The organism is Cognatundibacterium crateris, from assembly GCF_010078235.1.
Lineage (GTDB): Bacteria > Pseudomonadota > Gammaproteobacteria > Burkholderiales > Burkholderiaceae_D > Undibacterium > Undibacterium crateris.
The window spans coordinates 157,085-181,000 of record NZ_JAABOS010000002.1 but is presented as its reverse complement, the minus strand read 5'-3'; the positions used below and the strand labels follow the sequence as shown (position 1 = coordinate 181,000).

Annotated in this window: 26 protein-coding genes; 14 read left to right on the top strand and 12 right to left on the bottom strand. The window is 53.2% G+C overall.

The window, feature by feature from the left end:
- Positions 1 to 3: 3 nt before the first annotated feature.
- Positions 4 to 204 (bottom strand): twin transmembrane helix small protein, encoded by a 201-nt coding sequence (locus tag EYB48_RS04010; RefSeq protein WP_162019022.1) that lies wholly within the window; start codon positions 202 to 204, stop codon positions 4 to 6.
- Positions 205 to 346: 142 nt separating this feature from the next.
- Here EYB48_RS04010 and EYB48_RS04005 point away from each other — a divergent pair, with 142 nt between their 5' ends.
- The 6 genes from EYB48_RS04005 (at position 347) to EYB48_RS03980 (ending at position 5,620) form a co-directional block, all read left to right on the top strand.
- The gene (locus EYB48_RS04005; RefSeq protein ID WP_162019021.1) at positions 347 to 1,066 is read left to right on the top strand and encodes an SURF1 family protein; all 720 of its coding nucleotides are present in this window, start codon (positions 347 to 349) and stop codon (positions 1,064 to 1,066) included.
- Entirely contained in the window at positions 1,041 to 1,643 is a 603-nt protein-coding gene (locus EYB48_RS04000; protein ID WP_162019020.1) for an SCO family protein, read from the top strand. Before EYB48_RS04005 ends, EYB48_RS04000 begins: the two co-directional genes overlap by 26 nt.
- Positions 1,644 to 1,645: 2 nt before the next feature.
- Positions 1,646 to 2,737, top strand: a complete 1,092-nt coding sequence (locus EYB48_RS03995) for a COX15/CtaA family protein (protein ID WP_162019019.1) — start codon at positions 1,646 to 1,648, stop codon at positions 2,735 to 2,737.
- A 4-nt stretch (positions 2,738 to 2,741) separates the two neighbouring features.
- The gene (cyoE, locus tag EYB48_RS03990; RefSeq protein WP_162019018.1) at positions 2,742 to 3,626 is read left to right on the top strand and encodes a heme o synthase; all 885 of its coding nucleotides are present in this window, start codon (positions 2,742 to 2,744) and stop codon (positions 3,624 to 3,626) included.
- On the top strand, positions 3,623 to 4,213 hold the full coding sequence (locus tag EYB48_RS03985) for an SCO family protein (RefSeq protein WP_162019017.1): 591 nt from the start codon (positions 3,623 to 3,625) through the stop codon (positions 4,211 to 4,213). The genes cyoE and EYB48_RS03985 overlap by 4 nt, the downstream gene beginning before the upstream one ends.
- A 312-nt stretch (positions 4,214 to 4,525) precedes the next feature.
- Entirely contained in the window at positions 4,526 to 5,620 is a 1,095-nt protein-coding gene (locus tag EYB48_RS03980; protein ID WP_162019016.1) for a patatin-like phospholipase family protein, read from the top strand.
- A gap of 92 nt (positions 5,621 to 5,712) precedes the next feature.
- Here the strand turns inward: EYB48_RS03980 and rpoH are convergent, their stop codons facing one another.
- The 4 genes from rpoH to ftsY all read right to left on the bottom strand — a co-directional run bounded on the left by rpoH (position 5,713) and on the right by ftsY (position 9,655).
- A complete protein-coding gene (gene rpoH, locus EYB48_RS03975; RefSeq protein ID WP_162019015.1) occupies positions 5,713 to 6,603 on the bottom strand; it encodes an RNA polymerase sigma factor RpoH in 891 nt (296 codons plus the stop codon).
- Positions 6,604 to 6,899: 296 nt separating this feature from the next.
- Positions 6,900 to 7,814 carry a cell division protein FtsX gene (locus EYB48_RS03970; RefSeq protein WP_162019014.1) on the bottom strand — a complete coding sequence of 305 codons (915 nt, stop codon included), beginning with the start codon at positions 7,812 to 7,814 and terminating at the stop codon, positions 6,900 to 6,902.
- 23 nt (positions 7,815 to 7,837) lie between these two features.
- Positions 7,838 to 8,512: a cell division ATP-binding protein FtsE gene (locus EYB48_RS03965; RefSeq protein ID WP_162019013.1), complete on the bottom strand. Its 675-nt coding sequence runs from the start codon at positions 8,510 to 8,512 to the stop codon at positions 7,838 to 7,840.
- Positions 8,513 to 8,524: 12 nt separating this feature from the next.
- Positions 8,525 to 9,655: a signal recognition particle-docking protein FtsY gene (gene ftsY / locus EYB48_RS03960; RefSeq protein WP_162019012.1), complete on the bottom strand. Its 1,131-nt coding sequence runs from the start codon at positions 9,653 to 9,655 to the stop codon at positions 8,525 to 8,527.
- Positions 9,656 to 9,757: 102 nt separating this feature from the next.
- Between ftsY and rsmD the strand changes: the two genes are divergently transcribed.
- The 3 genes from rsmD to EYB48_RS03945 all read left to right on the top strand — a co-directional run bounded on the left by rsmD (position 9,758) and on the right by EYB48_RS03945 (position 11,371).
- Complete coding sequence (rsmD, locus tag EYB48_RS03955; protein ID WP_235934903.1) at positions 9,758 to 10,426, top strand: 16S rRNA (guanine(966)-N(2))-methyltransferase RsmD; 669 nt, start codon at positions 9,758 to 9,760, stop codon at positions 10,424 to 10,426.
- Between the two features lie 139 nt (positions 10,427 to 10,565).
- Complete coding sequence (gene coaD, locus EYB48_RS03950) at positions 10,566 to 11,060, top strand: pantetheine-phosphate adenylyltransferase (protein WP_162019011.1); 495 nt, start codon at positions 10,566 to 10,568, stop codon at positions 11,058 to 11,060.
- 56 nt (positions 11,061 to 11,116) lie between these two features.
- Positions 11,117 to 11,371 carry a YfhL family 4Fe-4S dicluster ferredoxin gene (locus tag EYB48_RS03945; protein ID WP_162019010.1) on the top strand — a complete coding sequence of 85 codons (255 nt, stop codon included), beginning with the start codon at positions 11,117 to 11,119 and terminating at the stop codon, positions 11,369 to 11,371.
- Positions 11,372 to 11,408: 37 nt separating this feature from the next.
- On the opposite strand, the gene EYB48_RS03940 is transcribed toward EYB48_RS03945, so the two are convergent.
- From EYB48_RS03940 to EYB48_RS03930, 3 genes are all read right to left on the bottom strand, one after another.
- A complete protein-coding gene (locus tag EYB48_RS03940; protein WP_162019009.1) occupies positions 11,409 to 12,536 on the bottom strand; it encodes a GGDEF domain-containing protein in 1,128 nt (375 codons plus the stop codon).
- A gap of 23 nt (positions 12,537 to 12,559) precedes the next feature.
- Positions 12,560 to 13,405, bottom strand: coding sequence for an MOSC domain-containing protein (locus EYB48_RS03935; RefSeq protein ID WP_162019008.1), 846 nt, complete (start codon positions 13,403 to 13,405; stop codon positions 12,560 to 12,562).
- A 163-nt stretch (positions 13,406 to 13,568) separates the two neighbouring features.
- Positions 13,569 to 14,624, bottom strand: a complete 1,056-nt coding sequence (locus EYB48_RS03930; RefSeq protein WP_235934901.1) for a GlxA family transcriptional regulator — start codon at positions 14,622 to 14,624, stop codon at positions 13,569 to 13,571.
- Positions 14,625 to 14,713: 89 nt separating this feature from the next.
- Here EYB48_RS03930 and EYB48_RS03925 point away from each other — a divergent pair, with 89 nt between their 5' ends.
- Complete coding sequence (locus EYB48_RS03925) at positions 14,714 to 15,358, top strand: cysteine hydrolase family protein (RefSeq protein WP_162019007.1); 645 nt, start codon at positions 14,714 to 14,716, stop codon at positions 15,356 to 15,358.
- Between the two features lie 114 nt (positions 15,359 to 15,472).
- Here the strand turns inward: EYB48_RS03925 and ychF are convergent, their stop codons facing one another.
- From ychF to EYB48_RS03910, 3 genes are read right to left on the bottom strand one after another with little or no spacing between them, the layout of a single operon-like run.
- Positions 15,473 to 16,564, bottom strand: coding sequence for a redox-regulated ATPase YchF (gene ychF, locus EYB48_RS03920; protein WP_162019006.1), 1,092 nt, complete (start codon positions 16,562 to 16,564; stop codon positions 15,473 to 15,475).
- Between the two features lie 23 nt (positions 16,565 to 16,587).
- On the bottom strand, positions 16,588 to 17,982 hold the full coding sequence (locus EYB48_RS03915) for an MATE family efflux transporter (RefSeq protein WP_162019005.1): 1,395 nt from the start codon (positions 17,980 to 17,982) through the stop codon (positions 16,588 to 16,590).
- 40 nt (positions 17,983 to 18,022) lie between these two features.
- Positions 18,023 to 19,795, bottom strand: coding sequence for an SgrR family transcriptional regulator (locus tag EYB48_RS03910; protein WP_162019004.1), 1,773 nt, complete (start codon positions 19,793 to 19,795; stop codon positions 18,023 to 18,025).
- Positions 19,796 to 20,064: 269 nt separating this feature from the next.
- On the opposite strand from EYB48_RS03910, the gene EYB48_RS03905 reads away from it, so the two are divergent.
- The 4 genes from EYB48_RS03905 to EYB48_RS03890 all read left to right on the top strand — a co-directional run bounded on the left by EYB48_RS03905 (position 20,065) and on the right by EYB48_RS03890 (position 23,068).
- Entirely contained in the window at positions 20,065 to 21,444 is a 1,380-nt protein-coding gene (locus tag EYB48_RS03905; protein ID WP_162019003.1) for an MFS transporter, read from the top strand.
- A gap of 110 nt (positions 21,445 to 21,554) precedes the next feature.
- Complete coding sequence (locus EYB48_RS03900; protein WP_162019002.1) at positions 21,555 to 22,466, top strand: SPFH domain-containing protein; 912 nt, start codon at positions 21,555 to 21,557, stop codon at positions 22,464 to 22,466.
- 147 nt (positions 22,467 to 22,613) lie between these two features.
- Positions 22,614 to 22,832 (top strand): hypothetical protein, encoded by a 219-nt coding sequence (locus EYB48_RS03895; protein ID WP_162019001.1) that lies wholly within the window; start codon positions 22,614 to 22,616, stop codon positions 22,830 to 22,832.
- A 2-nt stretch (positions 22,833 to 22,834) separates the two neighbouring features.
- The gene (locus EYB48_RS03890) at positions 22,835 to 23,068 is read left to right on the top strand and encodes a type II toxin-antitoxin system antitoxin (RefSeq protein WP_162019000.1); all 234 of its coding nucleotides are present in this window, start codon (positions 22,835 to 22,837) and stop codon (positions 23,066 to 23,068) included.
- Positions 23,069 to 23,299: 231 nt separating this feature from the next.
- On the opposite strand, the gene EYB48_RS03880 is transcribed toward EYB48_RS03890, so the two are convergent.
- Positions 23,300 to 23,908 carry a hypothetical protein gene (locus tag EYB48_RS03880; protein ID WP_162018998.1) on the bottom strand — a complete coding sequence of 203 codons (609 nt, stop codon included), beginning with the start codon at positions 23,906 to 23,908 and terminating at the stop codon, positions 23,300 to 23,302.
- Positions 23,909 to 23,916: the final 8 nt, after the last annotated feature.

Here is a 23,916-nt window from a genome sequence, read left to right as displayed (position 1 = left end):
CGTTCAGCGTATGCCGGTTGGCTGTATCCAGCCCATCTTGTTAGCGAACAGGATCAACAGGAACAGCGTGATGGAAAAGCCGACCCGGAATGCCAGTGCCTGCACCGTGCGATTACTTTTTCCCTTATCTTTCATCAGATAAACCAGTGCGGAACCCATGCTGAAAATGATCAGAAAAAAAGCGATGGCGACAAGAATTTTCATATTGAATCAGACGTTGCCGTCCCGTGAATTGAAGGATGGTTGACGCCATTACAAGCGTGCTGTCAACGCGTATGCAGAAGAGTTTGCGGCCTGGCCGGACGACATCCATCTGTGTTCTACATATTTTGAATTGTAATACTGAATGTCACTTTCTTTTCAATTTCGTCTGATCCCCAGTATCGCAGCCTTGCTGCTGATTTGCACGGGCTTGTCGCTGGCACAGTGGCAGACTCGGCGTGCCGAACAACGTGAGCAAGTTGCCCTGCAGCGTGAGCAGGCACAACGCGTTATCATGCCGCTCAATTTAAATTTGCACGCAGCGATCGAACCCTATACCCAATTGCGGGTGCGCGGCGAGTTTATGGCAGACTGGCCGTTGTATCTTGATAATCGCCCTTTGCATGGCGTGTCTGGCCGTTATCTGCTGATGCCTTTCCGTATCGCAGATAGCAATCAGTATTTGCTGGTGGCGCGTGGCTGGCAGGCCAGGGACCCACATGACCGGCTGAAGCTGGTACCGGTGCCGCTGCCTCAGGGGGAGACAGAGATTATCGGGACGGCGCGCAGCGGCTTCGATCATGTGATGCAACTGGGGCAGCCTGAGCCAGTCCGGCCCGGCGCGCTGTTGCAGAACATCAGCGCAAGTGAAGTCGCGCAGGCCAGCGGAAAGCAGTTTTTATCCATCATGCTGGAACAGACTTCCGATAGCGCAGATGGATTGCAGCGTGACTGGGCCAAAGCCAGCAGTGGTGCCGAAAAAAACCGCGCCTATGCTTTTCAATGGCTGGCTTTATCGCTAATGGTTTTTATCTTTTATGTCGTGACAGGAATACGCCGTGGACAACAAGCAGCAAACAACTAAGGGCCGTTGGAAATTATTGCTGGTGCTGGCAGTGTGCGCCGCGCCAATGATTTTCTCGTATCTGTCGTATTACGTGATTAAGCCTGAGGGCAGAACCAATTACGGCACCATACTCGATCCGCGCCAGTATCCTATTCCCGATTTGCAGTCGCATCGTTTGGGCGATGCCCCAAGCTCAGCGCAGACAGGATTGCGCGACTATGCCGGAAAATGGCTGTTAGTGACGATCAGCAGTGCCGACTGCGATGCTGCCTGTGAAAAGCGGCTGCATGATTTGCGCCAGTTACGGCTGGCACAGGGCAAGGAAATGGAGCGCATAGAGCGGGTCTGGCTGCTGACCGATCAGGCACCGGTCGAAACCCGTTTGTTGCGTGAATATGATGGCATGCGCGTGTTGCAGGTTGATCGTGCGCGTCTGGCTGCCTGGTTACCGGTAGCGGCTGACACGACGCTGAGCGAACATATCTATGTGATTGATCCTCTGGGCAATCTGATGATGCGCTACCCTAAAAATGCGGATCCGAATAAGATCAAAAAAGATATCTCTAAACTGTTACGTGCTTCGGCGATAGGCTGATTATGTGGTTGCAACTTGCTTTGATTGCGCTGGCGGTGGCGACGATACCGCTGTGTATTATCCTGTTTTCTTCCGATTCCGATAAACACCGCAAGCTGCTGGCGGTCACGCTGGCACTGACCTTTGAGCTGATCATGTTCGGCGCGTTTACCCGGCTGACAGATTCCGGTCTGGGTTGCCCCGACTGGCCTGGCTGTTATGGCGAATCCAATCCCTTCCAGGCACACAGCGATATCAAGGCGGCGGAAGCTGTGATGCCACATGGTCCGGTCACTGTGACTAAAGCCTGGATAGAAATGATACATCGCTACCTGGCCATGAGTGTTGGTCTGCTGTGTATTGCGCAAGTCGTCATGGCGTGGCGCGCACGGCGGCGCGGCTATCCGCTGAGTCTGGCCATCGCCTGTTTGCTCATGGTTTGTGTACAGGGCGCATTTGGTGCCTGGACTGTCACGCTCAAGCTGCAGCCTGTGATCGTCACTATCCATCTGTTGTTAGGCATGGGCTTGCTGGCCTTGCTGGCATCGAGTCTGGAACAATATCAGTGCTTTGCCTCATCCAGGATCAGCGCTCAGCCTCAGCAGCAGCCCAAGCCCAGGCATCTGCACTGGTTGGCTGGTGCAGCACTGTTGTTCGTCTTTGTGCAAATCGCTCTGGGTGGCTGGGTCAGTACTAACTATGCAGCCATGGCTTGCCAGGATTATCCACTCTGTCATGGCGAGCTCATTCCAGAGATGGATTTTCAGCATGGATTCAGTCTCTGGCGCCAGTTAGGGCAGACTGTAGGTGGCGATTACATTACTTATCAGGCTTTAGTCGCGATACACTGGGTGCACAGAAATTTTGCCTTGCTGGTAGTGCTGGTGGTGGGCTGGGCGGCTTGGCGCGCAATGCAGCTGGACGCTTATCGTCAACTGGGGAAAGTGATCTTGCTGGCCGTGCTGGCACAAGTGGTACTGGGCATTTCTACGGTCTTGTTATCCTGGCCATTGTTACTGGCTGTTTTGCACAACGGGATGGCGGCGGCGCTGGTGCTGTTGCTGACCATGTTAAACTACCGCATCCTGCACGCGCGCCGTGCTGCTGTAAATTGAATCCATGACCACACTCACTCTTCCCTCCAACCGTATTGCCCAGTACTGGGCATTAACCAAGCCGCGCGTGACTCAGCTCGCGGTATTCTGCGCCGTGATCGGCATGTTTCTGGCGACGCCGGACTTACCTGACTGGCGCATACTGGTCGCCGCAACCATCGGGATCTGGCTGCTGGCCGGTGCAGCATTTGCGGTTAACTGTCTGGTTGAACGTGAAATCGATGCGCGTATGGCGCGTACGGCGCGCCGTGCTACTGCCCAGGGTGAAATCACCGCGCCGCAAACGCTGGTGTTTTCCGGTGTGATCGGTGGCATGGGTATGTGGGTACTGTATAACTTTGTGAATCCACTCACGATGTGGCTGACTTTCGTCACCTTTGTGGGCTATGCGATTATCTATACCATCATCCTGAAACCGGCCACGCCACAGAATATTGTGATCGGAGGCTTGTCCGGCGCGATGCCGCCGGCACTGGGCTGGGCGGCTGTCGCCAATGAAGTGCCTATGCAGGCCTGGTTGCTGGTGATGATCATTTTTGTCTGGACGCCACCGCATTTCTGGGCGCTGGCGATGTACCGCCGTGATGACTATGCGCGCTCCGGCTTGCCTATGCTGCCAGTGACACATGGCCCAAAAATCACCTGCCTGCATATCTGGCTGTACACGATCGCTTTGTTTGCCACCAGCCTGTTGCCATTCGCGGTACATATGAGCGGTCTGATTTATCTGGGCAGTGCCATCGTGTTAGGTGCGGTATTCCTTTGGTATGCATGGAAAATGTATACAGACTATAACGATCTGCTGGCACGCAAAACCTTTGCCTATTCGATTATCTATTTGTCCCTGCTGTTTGCGGCCTTACTGGTCGATCACTATATCAAATTATGAAATTACTCTCGACACTGGCTGCCTGTTGTCTGGCACTCGGCCTGATCGCCTGCAGCCCGCCTGCTGAAAAATTCACGAATACCGATCTGACTGGTCTGGATTATGCGAAAGACTTCAAGCTGACCGACCACAATGGCAAGCTCAGAACCCTGGCTGATTTCAAAGGCAAGCTGGTACTGATCTTTTTTGGTTATACCCAGTGTCCGGATGTTTGCCCGACCACCATGGTGGAAATGGCGAATGTGATGCAGAAGCTGGGGCCGGATGCAGATAAGACTCAGGTCTTGTTCGCCACCATAGACCCTGAGCGCGATACCCAGGCCTTGTTAGCCGCTTATGTACCGAATTTCGATGCACGTTTCCTTGGCTTATACGGCGATGCGGCAGCGACCGCTCAGGTCGCCAAGGACTTTAAAGTGTATTACCAAAAAGTGCCGGGGAAAACGCCAGGCAGCTACACCATGGACCATACTGCCGGTACCTATGTATTCGACCAGCAGGGCCGCATACGGCTGTTCCTGCGCCATGGACAAGGCCCTGATCCTATTGTGCATGATTTGAAGCTGTTGTTAAAACCAGGCGCTTAAGTTCATTGAACTTCCCCGGGCCAGGTTGCAGCCGCCTTTAGCTTCGGCTGGCACACTTACCCACTACATGATGTCGGCTTAATCTGTTTGTGCTGCTGGTACGGTCTTCGTTTGCTGGCTGGTACGACTGTTTTTCTAATTTGCGTACCTCAATTTAAAGCCTGCACTTAGTATTTTATTTTCAAGTGTAAGAAAACAAATTTTTAATTTGATCAACAAGTTCTGTAGCGGCTCTTCAGTTGTTCAGTTACTATCGATTACAGGGAAATTTCAGTTTGTCCGCGTGATGGAAATATTTTTCTAAAGGGTCTCATGTCACAGCAAAAAACAGTATTGATACTGCAGGGTGGCGGAGCCTTAGGCGCCTATCAGGCAGGGGTTTTTCAGACTTTGCATGAACATGGAACAGACCTGGATTGGGTGATAGGAACTTCTATCGGTGCGATCAACAGTGCTTTGATCGCGGGCAATCCACCGGAACAGCGGCTCGCGCAATTACAGGCATTTTGGAACAGCCTGGCTCCGGATGCATTGCACAGAGAGCAGTTCTGGCCCTGGAGCGGTATGCTGAAAAATTTCAGTACCATGGGCATTTTGCTCAATGGCGTGAATGGCTTTTTCAAGCCACGACCCGGTGCGGCCTGGGATATGCAGCGTACGGTTCACTTGTCTGAGGCTGGCTTTTATGACACTTCAGAGTTGAAGACTACACTGCATCAGTATGTCGATTTTGATTACCTCAACCAGGGGCATATGCGGCTCAGCGTCTGCGCTGTTGATCTGGATGATGGGCAGAGTGTGGTGTTTGATAATACAAAACAAGTCATCACTGCCGAACACATTATGGCCAGCGGTGCCTTGCCGCCTGGCTTCCCGCCTGTACTGATTGATGGCCGTGCGTATTGGGATGGCGGGGTATATTCCAATTCACCGCTGAGCATTTTCCTGGATGAAGAAGAAAACGAAGATGCCCTGTGCTTTATGGTGGACTTATGGGACCCGACTGAAAGCAGACCAGCCTCGATTGCTGACGTGATGACGCGCTACAAAAACATACAGTATGCCAGCCGCTCACGGGAATTATTGATGATGCATCAGAAAATGCAGAATATGCAGCGTGCAATTCGTACGCTTACTGCTCACCTGCCAGCCTCAGCGCGCAAGGATAAGCAATTGCAGCCGCTGATGAAAATGGGCTGCGATCATACGGTGAATGTGGTGCATCTGATTATGAAGGCACTGCCGGATGAACAATATTTTAAAGACGTAGACTTTAGTGCCAGTACCATTCAGACCCGCTGGCAGGCAGGTGTGCATGACTGTGAACGTGCATTGCGGCATAAGTCCTGGCTACAGCCTTTGCCGCCCCATGCCGGATTGGTCATACACGAGCTGCCTCAGGAATAAAGTACAAAGCAGGTCTGCCAGCAGCGAAATGTACAGCATACAAAAAGGCACTCATCAGAGTGCCTTTTCGCATGAAAGGAGCAGTAAGCAACTTAATTAAAACTGCTGAGGGCACCCTTCATTTTTTTCAGTGCCGCACTTTCGATCTGGCGGATACGTTCTGCAGATACGCCATATTCATCAGCCAGTTCATGCAGCGTAGCGCCGGAGCCATCGTCGTTTTTCAACCAGCGCGATTCGATGATGTGACGTGAGCGTGGGTCCAGTTTTGCCAATGCTGATTCCAGCCCTTCGCTTTGCAATCTGTCGTACTGACGGGTTTCCAGTACGCGCGTTGGTTCTTCAGACTCGGTTTTCAGATAGGCGATAGGTGCAAATTTGTCGTCATCATCATCGCCAGGTGCATCCAGTGCGATGTCGTGGCCGGACAAACGCATTTCCATTTCGATGACTTCTTCGCGTTTGACGTCCAGCGATTTAGCCAGCGCATCGATTTGCTTAGGCGACATGGCTTCCAGGCCTTCTTTATGGCTGCGCAGATTAAAGAACAGCTTACGCTGTGCTTTCGTGGTCGCCACTTTGACCAGACGCCAGTTTTTCAGGATGTATTCATGCATCTCGGCTTTAATCCAGTGCATCGCATAGGACACCAGACGCACGCCCTGATCCGGATCGAAACGTTTGACGGCTTTCATCAGGCCGATATTACCTTCCTGAATCAGGTCAGCATGCGGCAGTCCATAACCCAGATAGCCACGGGCGATAGAAACCACCAGACGTAAGTGCGATAACACCAGTTGTTGCGCTGCAGCCAGGTCATTCTGGCTACGCAAACGCGTTGCGAGGTCGATTTCTTCTTCGTGGGTCAGCATAGGCAGCCGGTTAACAGCAGAGATATAGGCGTCAATATTACCGAGCGTGCCACTGAAACCCAGTGCCAGCGCGTTGCTGTCAGTTGCCGGGATAAGTTGTGTCGATGTCATTACTATTGTTCCTCCTCATTGCCGTCTGAGTCCAAGCACTCAGATCAAACATGTCAAGTACCTATATTAGCACTCTCCGGGAAAGAGTGCTAACAATCCGAAAAAATGCTGCTAGGCAATTGTTTTTGCCTGCATGAGCGATTTTCCAGACAGGGTCAGTGCTGCTGATTGCAGACACAATAGACTAAGAAAAACCTGGAAAGTTGCATTGCAATAGAAAATTACAATAGAGAACTGTTGCTCTGAGAATACAAAGAGGGAAGCCGGGCTGTGTTGGTGCAGCCCGGCATACGGACTCAGCTGGCGCGCGCGAGTTGCCTGCGTACTGAAAGATAAGCGCCGATCAGGCCCAGACAGACGCTGGCACCGAGCAAAGCCAGGCTGGGGAACAGGCCGAGCGGCAGCAGCCGGAATTCTGAGGCGTACAGCTTGGCAAATTCGGCGATGGCCTGGTTCAGCGGCTGCAGACTGGCTGCAATCACACCCAGTGCAATCGCACCTGCCAGGACGCCCAGAAAGGCACCCGTGTAGTAATAAGGCCGGTGAATAAAGGTATTGGTGGCGCCCAACAGACGCGTCACAGAAATTTCAGCCTGATGAGAAATGACTTGCAAGCGGGTCGCATTAAACACGACAACTACCACCACTACGCCGAGTGTAATCGCCATAAATAATAAGCCCATCTGGAAAATCTGCACCAGCGCTGCCAGCCGCTTAACCCAGGCAGAGTCCACCTGCACCACGTCCACATCCGGCAGGGTGCGTAACTGTTCCACTAATTTTTCCAGCTTATCGGTATCCTGATTCGATAAAGACAGCACATAGGCATCTGGCAGCGGATTGCCGCCCAGCGTAGACAGTACTTCGGCGATACTGGAGGCATCTTGCATCGCGGCCAGCGCTTTTTCTTTGGGAGTGAAACTGAGTTTAGCGCTGATGTTCTGGTCTTTCAGCAGCTTTTTGATCGGTATAGACAGGGCAGTTGCGCTGCTGCGCTGCGTATCCGGCGTCATGAAAATGCTGATTTCCGGTTCTATCGACAGTTGTGCTGACACCGGGCGTATATTTTCTATCAGGGTCAGCCCGGCAATCGGCAAGGCCAGTGCAATCGCGACCACCAATACATTAAATAAAAAATTCCCAGGAGCCGCACGTAAATGGGTCAGTGCGCTTTTGATCGCAAACAGATGTTCTCTCAACCAGATGGTCATGTCATTTCCTTGCAGGCTAAGGTTCAGGCGGCGACAGCGGCTTGCCAGGAATCGGCTACTTGTCCGTGACGCAGGTAAATCACGCGGCTGGCCTGATCCAGAAATTGTTCGTCGTGGCTGGAAATCACGCAGGTCACACCGGCACTCTGAAATATCTTGAGCGCACTGAGTACCTTATTCGCGTTATCACGGTCGAGGAAAGCCGTAGGCTCATCCGCCAGAATAATCTTGGGACGATTCACAATCGCGCGTGCGATCGCCACCCGTTGTTGTTCTCCGCCTGATAATTCCATAGGCATGGCCTGCGCCTTATCCGGCAAACCGACTTTGTCGAGCGCAATGCGCGCGCGCGATTCGGCTTCACTGGCCGAGGCGCCGGTCACAATCAGCGGCAGCATCACATTGGCCAGTACATGGCGGTCAGACAGCAGTTTCTGATCCTGCAGTATCAGCCCCAGCTTGCGCCGCAGATAGGGCAGACTGCCTGCTTTGAGTTTGCTGATATCCTGGCCATTGACAATCACACGGCCGCTGCTGGGTTTTTCTATACCAGCGATCATTTTCAATAAAGTCGATTTCCCGGCACCGGAAGCACCGGCCAGAAAAATCAGCTCTCCATCGGGGATAGAGAGCGACACATCGCGCAGCGCATAGGCATCGCGGGAATACTGCTTACTGACATTATCAAATTCGATCATGGTAGCTCGCTTTTAATTGAGCAGGGCGTCAACAAATTCCTGGGCATTGAAGGGCTGCAAATCCTCTATCTGTTCACCGATACCGATGAAGTAGACCGGCACCGGGCGAGTTTTGGCGATCGCCGCCAGTACACCGCCTTTGGCCGTACCATCGAGCTTGGTGATCACCAGCCCGGTGAGTTGCAGTGCATCGTCAAATGCCTTGACCTGTGCCAGGGCATTCTGACCGGTATTGCCATCAATAATTAACAGCACTTCCTGAGGTGCACCATCCATGCCCTTGGCAATCACGCGCTTAATCTTTTTCAGCTCTTCCATCAGATGCAGCTGAGTCGGCAAACGGCCTGCGGTATCGACCATCACCACATCAGTACCGCGCGCCTTGGCCGAGGCAACCGCATCAAAAGCGACTGCGGCCGGATCACCGGATTCCTGGGCGATCACCGTTACGTCATTGCGCTCACCCCAGATCGTCAGCTGTTCACGTGCCGCAGCACGGAAAGTGTCGCCTGCCGCCAGTACCACCGATTGCTGATGGGTCTGCATATGTTTCGCCAGCTTGCCTATGGTGGTGGTCTTACCAGCACCATTGACGCCCGCGATCATCATGACCATGGGCTGATATTGGCCTAGCACTAAAGGCTTTTGTAAAGGTGTCAGCAAGTCGATCAGTAAAGTCTTCAGTGCTGCCTTGACCTGCTCTGCTTCCGTCAGCTTTTCTTCTTTGACTTTCTTTTTCAGTGCATCGAGCAAAAACAGCGTCGCTTCCACGCCTGCATCTGAAGTCAGCAAGGCCGCTTCCAGCTCATCATATAAGTCATCATCGATGCGTGCACCGATGAACAGCGTGGTCAGATTAGACGAGGTTTTGGCCAGTCCTGCTTTCAGGCGGCTCAGCCAGGAGCGCTTTTGTTCCGGCGCAGGAGCGGGGGCTGCGACGATTTCTGCGGGCTGCGCTGCGCTAGCCTGTACTTCTTGCACGTTCTGGGCTGGCGGGGTGACAACTGCAGGCGTAACAGACACAGGGGCCGGGCTAGTGGTTAAGGGGGCGGCTGGCGCTGGTGCCGGTGCTGACTGAGCACTGGCTGGCTGTTCCGGTACGGGCGCCGGTTCTTTGGGTTTTCGTTTGAAAAAGCTAAACATCGGGGATGAATTTGTCGAGTGCGGGAAGGTATACCTCACTTCCCTGGATTAGAATGCTGCCATTCTAACAGACAGCGCTGGGTAAAATGACTTACCCATGTCATGCAAACAATGAAAACAACTGGCAAAAAAAATGTCGCGCCTAAGCGTGCCACCCATCAGATACGCATCATAGGCGGGCAGTGGAAGCGCAGTGTGCTGACTGTGATCGATGCGGAGGGCTTGCGTCCTACCCCCGACCGTGTGCGTGAAACGGCGTTTAACTGGCTCAATCACTTGTTTGATGCCTACTGGGCGCAGTGCCAGTGTCTGGACCTGTTCGCGGGCAGCGGTGCACTCGGTTTCGAAGCAGCCAGCCGTGGTGCGCAAAGCGTGACGATGGTGGAAAACCATACTCAGGCTTACCAGCAGTTAGCTGAGGTCAAAAGCAAACTGGGTGCTGAACAATGTCATTTACTGCGCAGTGATGCGCAAAAAGCGATAGCGCAACTGATCACTCAGGGAAAACAGTATGATTTGATTTTCCTGGACCCGCCGTTTGCCAAGGACTGGCTGCATAAAATGTTGCCATTTTGCCTAACATTATTGCAGCCTAAGGGCGTATTGTATGTCGAGGCTGAATTTGCACTGAATCCCGAGTCTGACGATGTAGGTATGCAGGATTTGTTGCGAGGTTGGCAGGTGTTGCGGGCCGATAAGGCAGGAAGTGTGTATTTTCACATTCTGCAACGCAGCAATTTGGCGCATGAGGCGCACGAAATTAAGGCATAATGCCGTTTCAAATTGTTTAGGACTGTCGCAAAATCGCCCCGGCGGCGTTATGGTTCCTTGCCGGGACAATTTTGCGACAGTCCTATTGTTAAGTCTTGGTGCAAACCCTGTACGATAAGTGAAAAAAAAGGGAGTGAAGATGGTCACAGCCGTTTATCCGGGAACATTCGATCCTTTGACCCGTGGTCATGAGGATTTGGTACGTCGCGCCTCAGGCTTATTCGATACGCTGGTGGTGGGCGTTGCCGACAGTAAGAGTAAACGCCCTTTTTTCTCACTGGAAGAGCGCCTGAGTATCGCCAATGAGGTATTGGGGCATTATCCGAATGTACGGGTAGAGAGCTTTTCCGGCTTGTTAAAAGACTTTGTGCGAAAAAACGACGCCCGTGTGATCGTGCGTGGTTTGCGCGCTGTGTCGGATTTTGAATATGAGTTTCAGATGGCAGGCATGAACCGCTATCTGTTGCCGGATGTAGAGACCTTGTTTCTGACGCCGTCTGATCAGTACCAGTTCATCTCCGGTACCATCGTGCGTGAAATTGCGATGTTTGGCGGCGATGTCTCCAAATTTGTATTCCCTTCAGTAGACCGTTGGCTCAAGCAGAAAGTCGCTGCGCTCAACGAAAATAAGTAAGCTGTACCACACCCTGTCGGGCATGCAGGCAGGGTGGTTTTCAGAAAGAGATAGACATGGCGTTAATGATTACAGACGATTGCATCAACTGCGACGTTTGCGAACCCGAGTGCCCCAATGATGCCATCTTCATGGGCCCGGAAATTTATGAAATCGATGCGCACAAATGCACCGAATGCGTAGGTCACTACAAAGAGCCGCAATGCAAGCAGGTTTGCCCAGTCAACTGTATTCCGTTTAATCCTGAATGGCGTGAGACGCCAGCGCAGCTGCAGGCCAAATACGAGCGGCTGCAGGCAGAACAGAAATAACTTCTTCGTATATACAGCAGCGCTTCCTGTGCTGCGCTTACTGATAACAGACGCGGTTACGGCCACCATGTTTGGCTGCATATAATGCGTGGTCAGCACGCGCCAGCATCTCGCGTGCAACATGGTGTGCATCGCCGAAATTCTCTTGTAATCCGACCACCGTGAGGCCGATAGAAATACTGGTCTTGCACTGTCCGCCATCGGTCAGCGCAAACGAGGTGGATGCGATACTGCGGCGTATGCGTTCGGCCACCATTGCCGCATCCTGCAGGCTGGTATTGATGAGCAAGACTACAAACTCTTCGCCGCCAAAACGTCCCAGCGTATCGCTGAGCCGCAGCTCGGCCTTGATGCGGCGCGCCACTTCACACAGCACATCATCGCCACCCTGATGACCGCACTGGTCATTGATGTTTTTGAAGTAGTCGATATCCAGATACATGCAGGCGATGCTGTAATTCTGGCGCCGCGCACGTGCAATTTCCTCCAGCATGCGTTGTTCCACATAACGCCGGTTGCTGACCTGGGTCAGCGGGTCGGTCAGGCCTATATACACCAGACGCTCATTGTTGAGCACGTTTTCCAGGCAGATCGCAATGATAGAACCCAGGCGTTCAATAAAGTCGGTCGCCATACTGTGCTGAAAACGATCCGCTTGCAGACTGCCCAGATTCAGATAGCCGATCAGTTTATTCTGGCGCAGCAGCGGTATCACAGCGACACTGCGTGGCTTTTTGTGGCAGCAGCGGAACAGGCGCGCATGGTGCAGGTCTTGATAAGGACCCAGTACAGGCTTGAGTAAAGGCAGGCTGTGGATCTGTAATTCTTTACTGTGGCGTATGAAGTGCAGATGCGGAAATGAAGACAGATCGATACGCAGATCTGCCAGCATTTTTTGCAGGTCAGTGCGTGGGTCAAGTAATACCAGCGTCACCATATCAAGTTCAGAGGTAATCGCGAGCGCACTGAAAATATGACTGATCAGTTCTTCAAAATGGCTGGCTCCGATAATTTTTAAATCGAAGTGCTGATGCCGCTCCATGATGTTCTGATTACGGTGCGCCTGCTCCAGGATATCTTGCAGACGTGTACGCAGCAGGAGATTTTCCTGACGCATTTGCTCGAGCTGATGCTGGACCTGGGCCGGATGCAGAGTGTGGTTCATGGTGATCTGATAGCTTCCCGGTCTCAGAATGCGATTTCTATGTCCAGCTGCGCACCGACTTGCAGTGTCTTGCCCAGCCCTTGTGCCACCACCAGATTCACACCAAAGGTGGTTTCGCCATCGACCTTGGGATTGGACCGGTAACTTTGCAGGATATCGACCGGATTCCATCCGGCCTCACCGCTGGACTGATCGACCGCAGGCATAGGGCAGCGCGTGCAGGGTTTGACAGCACGTAATTCCACGCCATCACTGAAAACAAAACGCTCTGCATAATCTTCTTCAAACGCAGGACTGTCTGCGATTATCAGATTGGGCCGGAAGCGATTGATGGGAACGGCTGCATGGCCTTGCGCGATTGCGCGCTGATTCAGATCATCCAGCGAGGATTGTGCCGCCAGCAGAAAAGGATAGCCGTCGGCGAACAGCGTGCGCACGGCTGGCTCACCGGTCCATTTGAGGCTGGCGGTACGTTGCGCCTGTGGCGCAACCTTCACCAGGCGGCAGTTCAATCCCAGTGCAGCAGAAAACCATGCAGCTATCGTATCGCCCGCATCCAGCGCAGGCAGCGTGTCGTCCCATACCGTCACAGCTAATTCACGCTGCCAGACGATGTCAGGTGGCAGCAGTACATCTGGCTGGCCGCTCCAGCTGACGCGCAGCACGCCATCGTTAATCTGGGTGCGCAAGCGCGCCATCTGCGGGTGGCTGCGTTGTGTCAGAAACTGACCATCCGGCGTGACCAGCATCCATTCACGGTCACGTACACCCTGATACTCCAGTCCGCTCTCACCGATGACTGCACTGCTCAGGCTGATGCCAGCACAGGATTTGATCGGATAGAGCTTGAGTTCGCTGAGATAGGGCATGCGGATTCCGGCAAAAGAAAATACTGAAGCAGATATTGTAGAACGGTTGTGTTCAGTCAGTGTTACACTTTTTCTGCACCTTGCTTTTTTATGTCATCTTGCAACGACATACGCTCTGCTTCGTTCACTTCGTGGGCGCAACACAGTGACAGCCGGAGCGCAGTCAGGCGGGCTCAGCAGTGCGGAACTGCTGGCGGTAAGAAGACGGTGAAATCTGTAATTCCCGCGCGAAGTAACGCCGCATCATCAGCGCTGAGCCGAAGCCGCTTTGCAGTGCAATCTGTTCTATGCCCAGCTCAGTGCTCTCCAATGCGCGTTGCGCGTGGTTCAGCCGCTGATACAGCAGCCATTTGCCGGGGCTGCTGCCTGTCTGTTGCTGGAAATGGCGGGTGAAGCTGCGGCGGCTCATGCAAGCGCGTGTCGCCAGTTCGTCGACAGACGGCGTTTCACATAAGTGCGCCAGCATCCAGTCCATCACCTGCGTCAGCCGCTGATCACTGGCGGATTCCGGCAAGGGCCGCTCTATGTATTGCGCCTGACCACCTTGCCGGTGCGGCGCCACCACCAGTTTGCGCGCCACTTGTGCCGCCGCTTCGGGGCCGCATTGTGTGCGCAGGATATGCAGACAGCAGTCAATCGCCGCTGCCGTTCCTGCCGAAGTCATCACGTCAGCATGCGCGACATACAGCACATCCGGTGCCAGACTCACATCCGGAAAGCGCCGTGCAAATTCAGATGCCGCGGCCCAGTGCGTGGTTGCGGCGCGCCCTTGTAATAAGCCGCATTGCGCGAGTACGAATGCGCCCAGACACAGACCTACCATCATCGCTCCGGCCGCATGGGCTTTTCTCAGTTGCGTCAGTAATTCGGGTGGGGCAGGGCGCAGATCCGGGTGCCAGGACGGAATGATCACGATATCGGCTTCACGCAGCGTGCGATAGCCATAGCGCGGCTCTATGTAAAAACCAGCGCTGCTGCGCAGTTTGCGGCTACCACGCTGAGTTTCTGCAGCACAGACTCTGACATCAAATGCAGCTGCTTCTGTGGTCTGGACTGATTCACCAAACACCAGGCTGGGGACCGATAAATGAAAGGGGCTGATGCCATCAAAGGCAAGCACAGCAACCCGTACCGGAGCGGAAGAAAGGGCAGATGTCGTCATGGCCTGATTGTATCGGTAAATGGCAATCGGGTCACTCTGCAGATGCAGCGAATTCATCCACAATCCTATCCCATGCAGCACCAGTTTGCTGTCCGTCCTGAATCTGGCTGTTCTGCACAGCCTTGACCAAACCGAAAGGAAATACTATGTCCACACTGAACCAGACTGCATCTGCACCGCGCCGCGCCCTGATTGTGATTGATGTCCAGAATGAATATTTCAGCGGCCAGATGCGTATCAGCTACCCTGATCCACAAAATTCCTTACTACAGATAGGTCGCGCCATGGATGCCGCCCATCAGGCGGGTATACCGGTCTTCGTGATCCAGCACTCGGCACCGGAAAATTCACCCATATTCGCACGTGGCTCTGCCAGCTGGGCTTTGCATGAAGAAGTTGCACGCCGCCCATCGACCGCACAGATAGAAAAGACAATGGCGAGTTCATTTACCGGAACCACGCTGGACGCACAATTGCAGGCCTTGCAGATTGATACCCTGAGCATCGTTGGCTATATGACCCACAACTGTAATGCCAGCACCGTGTTTGAAGCGGCCCATCGCGGCTATCAGGTTGAAATCTTAAGCGATGCCAGTGGCTCTCTGCCTTACCGCAATGCGGCTGGTGCGGCCAGCGCAGAAGAAATCCACCGTGTCTTTCAGGTGGTATTCCATTCCAATTTCGCGAGTTCCTGCAGCACGGATCAGTGGTTAGCCGCACTCGCTCAACAAGTCCCGCTCAGCCATAGCAATGTGTATGTATCGCACCAGGACGCGCTCAGCAAACCCTAAGCAAGCCGTGACCAGCCCTAAGCGCTGATGCCAATAAAAAAGCGGAGCCTGGTATGGGCTCCGCTTTTTAGTGTGAACGCAGGTTTGTGCCGATCTGCGTTCTATCGTTCAGATTTATACATTGAACAGGAAGTTCAGTACGTCGCCGTCTTTGACGATGTACTCTTTACCTTCAGCGCGCATTTTTCCTGCTTCTTTGGCGCCGGCTTCGCCTTTGAACTGGATGTAGTCATCAAATGCGATGGTCTGGGCGCGGATGAAGCCGCGTTCGAAGTCAGTGTGGATCACGCCGGCTGCCTGTGGTGCAGTGTCACCAACGTGGATCGTCCAGGCGCGTACTTCTTTGACGCCGGCGGTGAAGTAAGTCTGTAGACCCAGTAATTTGAAGCCGGCGCGGATCAGGCGATCCAGGCCTGGCTCTTCCATGCCCATATCGGCCAGGAAGTCGGCTTTATCGGCATCATCCAGATCAGCGATTTCCGCTTCTATCGCTGCGCAGATAGAGACGATAGGCGCGTTCTGAGATTTAGCGTATTCGGTCAGCTGATCCAGCAAAGGATTGTTGGTGAAACCGTCGTCCGCCACGTTGGCGACATACATCGCTGGCTTAGCCGTGATCAGACACAGCGGTTTGAGTAAGGCCATTTCTTCTGCATCCAGACCCAGTGCGCGTACTGGCTTGGCATCGTTCAGCGCAGGCATGAGGCGCTCTAACAAGGCAACCAGTTTGGCGGCGTCTTTATCGCCGGAGCGGGCTTTTTTGTTTTCGCGGTGGATCGCTTTTTCCACGCTGCCCATGTCGGCCAGTGCCAGTTCGGTCTGTATCACTTCGATGTCATCGAGCGGGCTGACTTTGCCTGCAACGTGGATCACGTTCGGGTCTTCAAAGCAGCGTACTACGTTGACAATCGCATCGGTTTCGCGGATGTGTGCCAGGAACTGATTGCCCAGACCTTCACCTTTAGATGCACCGGCCACCAGACCTGCGATATCAACGAACTCCACGATGGCGTTCTGGACGCGCTCAGGTTTCACGATCTCAGACAGCTGTTTCAGGCGTGGATCAGGAACTTCCACCACACCGACGTTAGGCTCAATGGTGCAGAAAGGGTAGTTTTCTGCCGGGATGCCCGCTTTAGTCAGTGCATTGAATAAGGTGGATTTGCCGACGTTAGGCAGGCCGACGATGCCGCATTTGAGACTCATGATATTTTGCCAGTAAGATGGAATTAACCCGCTATTTTACCGGAATTAGCCGTCAATCTGATCCTGCCTTGACTGATCCTGTGCAAATAAGCGAGTAACAGGATGCCAGCCACGGTCAGACCGGACACCAGACCTATCCAGAAACCTGCTGCTGCCATCGGCGTTTGTGGTCGCCAAGGCAACCAGTCAGGAGCCAGACCCAGCAGGCAGCCGATAGGCAGCGCAAAGCCGTAAAAGGCCATCAGGTGGATCAGCATAGGGGTGCGCGTGATTTTGTAACCCCGGATTGCACAGGATGTGGTGACCTGCGCCGCATCCGACAATTGGAAAATCGCCGCAAACAGCAATAAATCTGCAGTCAGGCGCTGTACCGCCGGGTCCGAGGTGTAAGCGGCAGCGATCAGGTCACGGAATATCGTGATCAGGCTGGCCGACAGTACAGAAAAAATCACTCCCAGACTGACGCCGACCCAGGAGATAAAACGTGCGCGCTCTGCATCGCCTTCCCCCAGACTTTGCCCGACCCGGGTGGTGAGGGCGATGCCTATGCTCATCGGCACCATAAACACCAGCGAAGAAAAATTCAGTGCGATCTGGTTGGATGAAACTTCGATCACGCCAAAACGCGCGATCAGCAGGCCGACCGCGGAAAACGCCGAAACTTCTGCAAAATAAGTCACGCCTATCGGCAGACCCAGCTTCAGCATAGAGCGGATTTCCGGCCAGTGTGGCGCTTCTGACTGATGGAAAGGATAGGTCTCCTGATACACCGGTGAACGCCGCATCCACCACAGCATCGCTCCCAGCATCAGCCAGATACCGAGTCCGGTCGCCAGTGCGCAGCCGCTGGCGCCCAGTTGTGGCAAGCCAAAGCGGCCATAGATGAACAGCCAGTTAATTACGATATTGAATACCAGCCCTGCGACAGCGATCAGCATCACGGGTTTGGTTTGATTCAGGCTGGTGGTATAGCCATACAGTGCACGGTATATCGCGAATGCTGGCATGCCTATGCTGATGATATGCACAAAGCGCGCGGCTTTTTCCTGTACCTGCGGCTCCAGCATCAGATAGTCAAACACCAGTGTGGACGCATTCAGCAGCACGCAACCGGCCAGGCCTATGCCCAGCCCCATCCACATCGACTGCCGGACTACATGCGGCACGCGCTGGGTTTGCCCGGCACCGACTTCATGTGACACCACAGCATTGACCGCCATCATCACGCCCATCGCGGTCACCAGCACGATAGTCCAGAGTGAAGTACCAAGCGACACCGCAGCCAGTTCTTCGGCACTGAAGTGGCCGGTCATGGCGACGTCCGCCACGCCCATGCCTACGGTGGCGAGTTGTCCTATTAATACTGGCCAGGCTAATTGCCATAGTGCGGCGGCTTCGGTGCGGATGCGGGTTTTCATGACGAGACTAGTGAAATGCTATTACAGCTGGACCCGCATCTTACCTTATCTGAGTGCATGCACTCAAATGGTGCTGCCCGCTATGGCTGTCTAAGGCGTTCTGGATTGCTGGTTGTTGCTGTGCTTCCGGCGTGTTTTTCAGCCACAGTTCACAGAAGGAGACAAAGCCCAGCGGCGTCATGCGCACCCCGGCTACATGCGGTGCCACGCTGACGAAATGGTTTTCGTGGGACACCGGTATCAGCCATCCTTCTTGGACTAATTGCTGGCCAATACGCGCGTAGGCGGGCATTCTGCTGGCGCTGTCAGGCTCAGCCTGTATGCGGCGTAATTGCTGATCGATTTGCTGCCATACCGCTTCCGGCATCCAACGCCGATACAGGGTGTCGGCGCTAAACCATTCAAAGCAGCCAAAGTCCTGATCATCGTGCATGATTTCTCTGGCGAGATATAAGTCGCATTCCTGCATCCATTCGCGGCTCATCTGTTCTTTGAAATTGACAGTGCGCCATTCGACTTCCAGCCCGGCGGCCTGCAGTCTGGCTTGTATCAATGCGCCGAGGTGCAAAATTTCATTCGATTGTCCGGTCACAAAACGCAGCATGCCAGCACGCCGGAAAGCAGGGCGTTCACCTGCACACGCGACGCGATGGGTCCAGCCCGGCAGTAAGCCCGCTGCGGGTTTGCGTGCCGGGTCATCCGATGGAAACAGAGTTTCCGGTGCCAGCCAGTCAGCCCAGGCCAGTCTTTGTTGCGTGGTGCGGAACAGAGGATGGGCAGGATTGCAAATCAGATGCGTACAACCAGACTCTGCAATCATGGTGCTTTGCTGCTTGCCAGCCTGGGCCGGGTCATAGCCGAACTGTAAATCGAAGCTTGCCTGTTCCGCACTGGGCTGCATCACCCACAGATCGATTTCATCCAGCAAAGCGCCTTCGCGATAATACGATTTAAACGCCTGCAGACTGAGCTGGTAGGGATTGTTGCGTATCACTTTAAATGCGCCGCAGCCAACCGGAAACTGCGCGAAATTACGCGCTCGCTGGCGTGGCACGATAGAGGACATAGCAGTAGCCAGACAATGCGGCCATAAGTAGTCGCTGTGCTGTAAGTAAAAGCTGATACGTTGATTCGGTCCCAGCTCTATGCGGTTGATATGACGGTATAGGTTTTGATAAATCGAATATTGATCGCGCAGTCGTAAGAACGTTGCTTTCACGTCTTCCGGACCCAGTTCACTGCCATCATGAAAACTCAGTCCGGGGCGTAACCAGAAATGCCAGACGCGCGCCTCGTCTTCGCTTTCCCAGTGATGCGCAAGTACCGGACGCAGGCTACGCTGCTGATGATCAAAGGTCAGCAGCCTTGAGAAAATCTGACGGATCAGATGCGCTTCCAGTCTTCCGTATGCATGTAAAGGATCGAGGCTGGCAATAGGCCGGTACAGCGGCATGCGTAACAGCTGCTGCTTGCCATCGGATAGACCCAGATAGGCGGGTAAGCGGCTCGCCAGTTGCTTGCGTTGCGCGCGACCCAGACTCGCAAAAGCCTGTTCCAGATCGCCGCGTGCGAGCAAGCCCGATAAGTGATCCAGCGCGAGCGCATCCGGCGTTTTCAATAGCTGCAATTGCGAATGATGGCCACGCCCGCGTGCCGCTGTCCACTGTAGCCAGCCCTGCTCCTGCATTTTAGCCAGCAGATGACGCATATTCCTTTCACTGCAATGCATGGCCTCAGCCAGCGCTGGCAAACCGGGTTGCTGCCTGCCTTGCATGAGTTCATAGAGCTTGGTGTATTGGTCGCGCAGTTTCATACTTATGGGCCAGTGAGCATCGGGTTTTATCTCATCATTGAGGCTGACTTAGTACAGTCTGATTATTAAATTTAGTGTGAATTCAGTGTGAATTCAGTGCTGAATTATGCAAGCTTAAAACAATCAGAAAAGCGGAAATAAAAATATTTTCTTCTTCCATTTTTTTTGTCTGCTTTTATACGGATACTGATTCCATTCCTGCCGCAATCCCGGTTCGCAACGGAGCTGCGCAGCGGTTCAATGTATATTTTTCGCTATTGGGGTCAGCCATGAAGTCAGCCAGCTCTGTCAGTCGCAACAGCCTGATTCAGTCGCGTCGCCTTGTGCCACGCATGCGTTCAGACCTGCAGCATGATGCGCTGGCATTTCCTGCGCCGGTGCGGCGTTTGCTGGCCAGCTCCTTCGTCTTCGTCATCGGGCGCGCATTTGCGTTGCCAGTGATGGTGCTGTTTTTGACCCGGCAATTCGGGCTGAGCCAGCATGCCATAGGCTGGATATTGGGCGGCAGTATGCTGGTCGCAACGGCGTCCGGTGTGTTTTCCGGTTATCTGGCTGACCGTATGCCTAAACCACGCTTAATGGCATGGGCTTGTGTGTTGGTGGCGCTGAGTTCTGTGTTACTCAGTCTGACTGCCTATGCCTGGCTGGCCTTTCTGATGCTGGCGCTGATTGAATCGGCTTTGGTATTACGCAGCATTGCCTTGAAATCCATGCTGGCAGATTACTTGTCGCCAGTTGAACGTGCACGCGCTTTTTCGATGAATTATTTGTTGATTAATCTGGCATTCGCGCTCGGCCCTTTGTTCGGTACCTGGCTGTTTGGCTGGGACATGGCAGCACCCTTATGGATAGCCGCTGGCTTTGCTTTGCTGGCGTCCTGGCTGGTTCAGAATCTGGCGGTAAACGTGCCAACAGACGCGGCATTGCGAGCGTCTGCGGCTGTCGTACCGGCGCGCTTCAGTGACACCTTACGGGATTTGCGGCAAGACCGGCGCTTACTGTTATTTACGATTGCCAGCATGCTGACTTCCTTTGTATTCGGACGTTTTATTACTGGTTATCTGTCGCAGTATCTGATTAGCAGCCGGGGTGTGCAGGCGGCGGCTGATTTGTTGCCCGCGATGCTAATGGTGAATACCATAGGTGTAGTCGGCCTGCAGTACCTGATAGGCAAGCGCATACAGGCACAAAGCTTCCTGCGCTGGATCAGTCTGGGAATAGCGATGTACATCCTGGGGCTGGCCGGCTTTATGTTTGCTGATCAGCGCTGGCAGTGGATGCTGGCGACGGCCTTATTCACGGTGGGTGAAGTGATCGTTATCCCCTGTGAATTCATGTGTATCGATATGATCGCACCGCCTGCGCAGCGCGGCAGTTATTACGGCGTACAAAGTCTGGCAACGCTGGGGACCGCACTGAATCCCGTCGTCAGCGGATATTTGCTCACCCATTTTTCTGCGCATAGCATGTTTATGGCCTTGATCAGCGCTGCGCTGGCTGGTCTGCTGTGTTATGTGCTGGGGATGCGTGCACAGCCACGTTGTGTTGCTAAGCCAGCCGCAGCCAGCGAAACACTGAGCTCAGCCCGTCCACGCGCGGCACAGCGCATGGCCGGTACCGCTGTGCGTACCTTGCGTGGCTTTTTTTGACGGTCAGCGTCTACGGTAAAAAAATATCAAAATTACCCTTGCTAGCCCGACTATCTTCTACTAAAGTGATATCACTTTGATTTCAATGGTGAAGTCATTCAGGAGATAAAATGAAAACTGAACAAGAAGTTATAGGACGGCATCTCACCCAGGAACGTCAGATCCTATCGTCTGATGGCTATCTGGTCGTCGGTATCGCTGTATTGTTAGTTGCAGTGGGAATTTACAGCTTTGTCAGCATGCCTTTCGGTGTTGGGATCGTCGGTTTATGGGCCCGGCTTACACCTATATTCATTGCTGTGTTTTTGTTTACCGGGCTGTATATGCTGCAGCCGAACGAGGCAGCGCTGCTGTCCTTGTTTGGTAAGTACAAGGGAACTGATCGCAGCGAAGGACTGCGCTGGGTGAATCCGCTGTACAGCAAGCGCAAGCTCAGTCTGCGTGCACGTACACTGAATACCGCACCGCTGAAGGTCAATGATAAACGCGGTAATCCGGTGGAAATCGGTGCTGCCATCGTCTGGCGGGTACGCGACAGTGCGTTGGCGATCTTTAATGTGGATGATTTCGAACGCTATGTGCATGTACAGGCGGAAGCCGCTTTGCGCCACATCGCTTCTCTGTATGCGTATGACGATGGTGAGGATTTAGCAGAAGGTGAAACTACCTTGCGTGCCGGGATGGAAGTGGTTGCCAGCGCGATGCGTGCCGAGTTACAAACCCGTTTCGCAGCAGCCGGGATCGATGTGGAAGATGCCAAACTGACCCATCTCGCCTATGCCGCAGAAATCGCACAAGTCATGTTGCGCCGTCAGCAGGCCGAAGCGATTATCAGTGCGCGTAAAAAAATCGTACATGGTGCAGTCAGTATGGTGGAAGCCGCATTGCAAGGCTTGTCTGAGCGTCAGATCGTGGAACTCGATGACGAGCGCAAAGCGGCGATGGTCAGCAATTTGCTGGTGGTGCTGTGCTCGGATAAAGAAACCCAGCCCGTGATCAATACCGGGACTTTGTATAATTGATGGATTAGCCGGTGTGGACGTTCAGCTCTGCACCGGCTCAGTTTTTTTGTCCTTATTGTCGTTTTACTGATAAGCGAGTGCCTTATGCCTGCCGTCCTGACCAGACTGTGTCAGTTTTTATTACTGAGTTGTGCTGTGGAGTTGTTCATGGATGAGCCTGGCCTGGGCTTTACCGGTTTGCACATGGTGACAACGGGAGCCGTTATGCAAGTGTTGATGCCTGCAGCGGGCATGCCTGATCCTGCAGCCTGGATGGCACGCTTTGGCAATGGTGCACAGCTATGGAAACGTGCGCGTCAAGTCCTGCCGCGCTGGCATGCTGATCTGGTGCAGCCCCAGTCATTCACTTATATGTCTCAGGGATAGCGATGGCCAGTCCAGGCAAAAAATCCTTCCCATTGCGTATAGATCCGGCCTTGTGGGCTGAGATAGAAAGGCTGGCTGCGCAGGAGTTACGCAGCGCGAATGCGCAGGTCGAGTACATGCTGCGTCAGTCCTTGCAACAACGCGGACTGGCACGCAGCAAGCCCGCTGCACAATCGCGCCAGGCGGATGTGGCAGACAGTTCTGACGACCTTGATAGAGCCGATAAAAAATTCTGAACAACACACTTCTGGCGGAAGGCAACCGCACTGTACAACGCAGCTATGATCGTCATTTGCAGACGGATCGCATCTGGTTGAACATTTCTATTGGATCACATCAAGCAATTTCGAAGAATCGCAACACGCTATGAAGAGTTGGCACGTAACTACCTGTCATTTCTTCATCTCGTTTGTGTTTACATCTGGATCGCTTAATTGCTAACAGGCCCTAGTATCATGCTAATTAGCTCAGTCTTTTACTGCCGTGATGACACCATTGATCGCGTAGACTCGACTATCTTCTGTACTAGAAAAAATATAGAGCCGTAACGGTATATTTCCATTTTTGCTGACGACTATCTGCAATGCTTGGCTAAATCGCGCTTGGTTGGTGCAGTTTCTAAAGGTTTCATCACTCATGCCAACTATGGCATGTTCGTACATTTTTCCACCACAACTGTCTTTAATTTCAGCCACACGTTGATTGAATTTTTTTAAAGAATCTGCATTCCTTTCCTTAATCTCTTGCTGAAATTTTTGATGCTGTACTTCGTACTCCTGAGCATCGAAACCCTGTTTCTGGTATATGGACATGGTCGGAACATGTTTGTAATTCTTGTCTGGATTAGGAACTTCTGGCGTAAATTTATCCTGTATAAGACCATGACCTTGTGCCGCAAGATGATCTAACTTCTTATGTAAATTTAGCTTAAGTTCAGGGTGCAAATTTTCTGTCACCGGTAACACTCTATTGTCACGAGCGAGAGCCGCCTGTGTAACGAAAAAGCAATAAAAAACACAGAACACAAAACCTAAATACGATACAAGCCCCTTGTCATTAGCCGATGCCTCTGTCATAAAAAAGT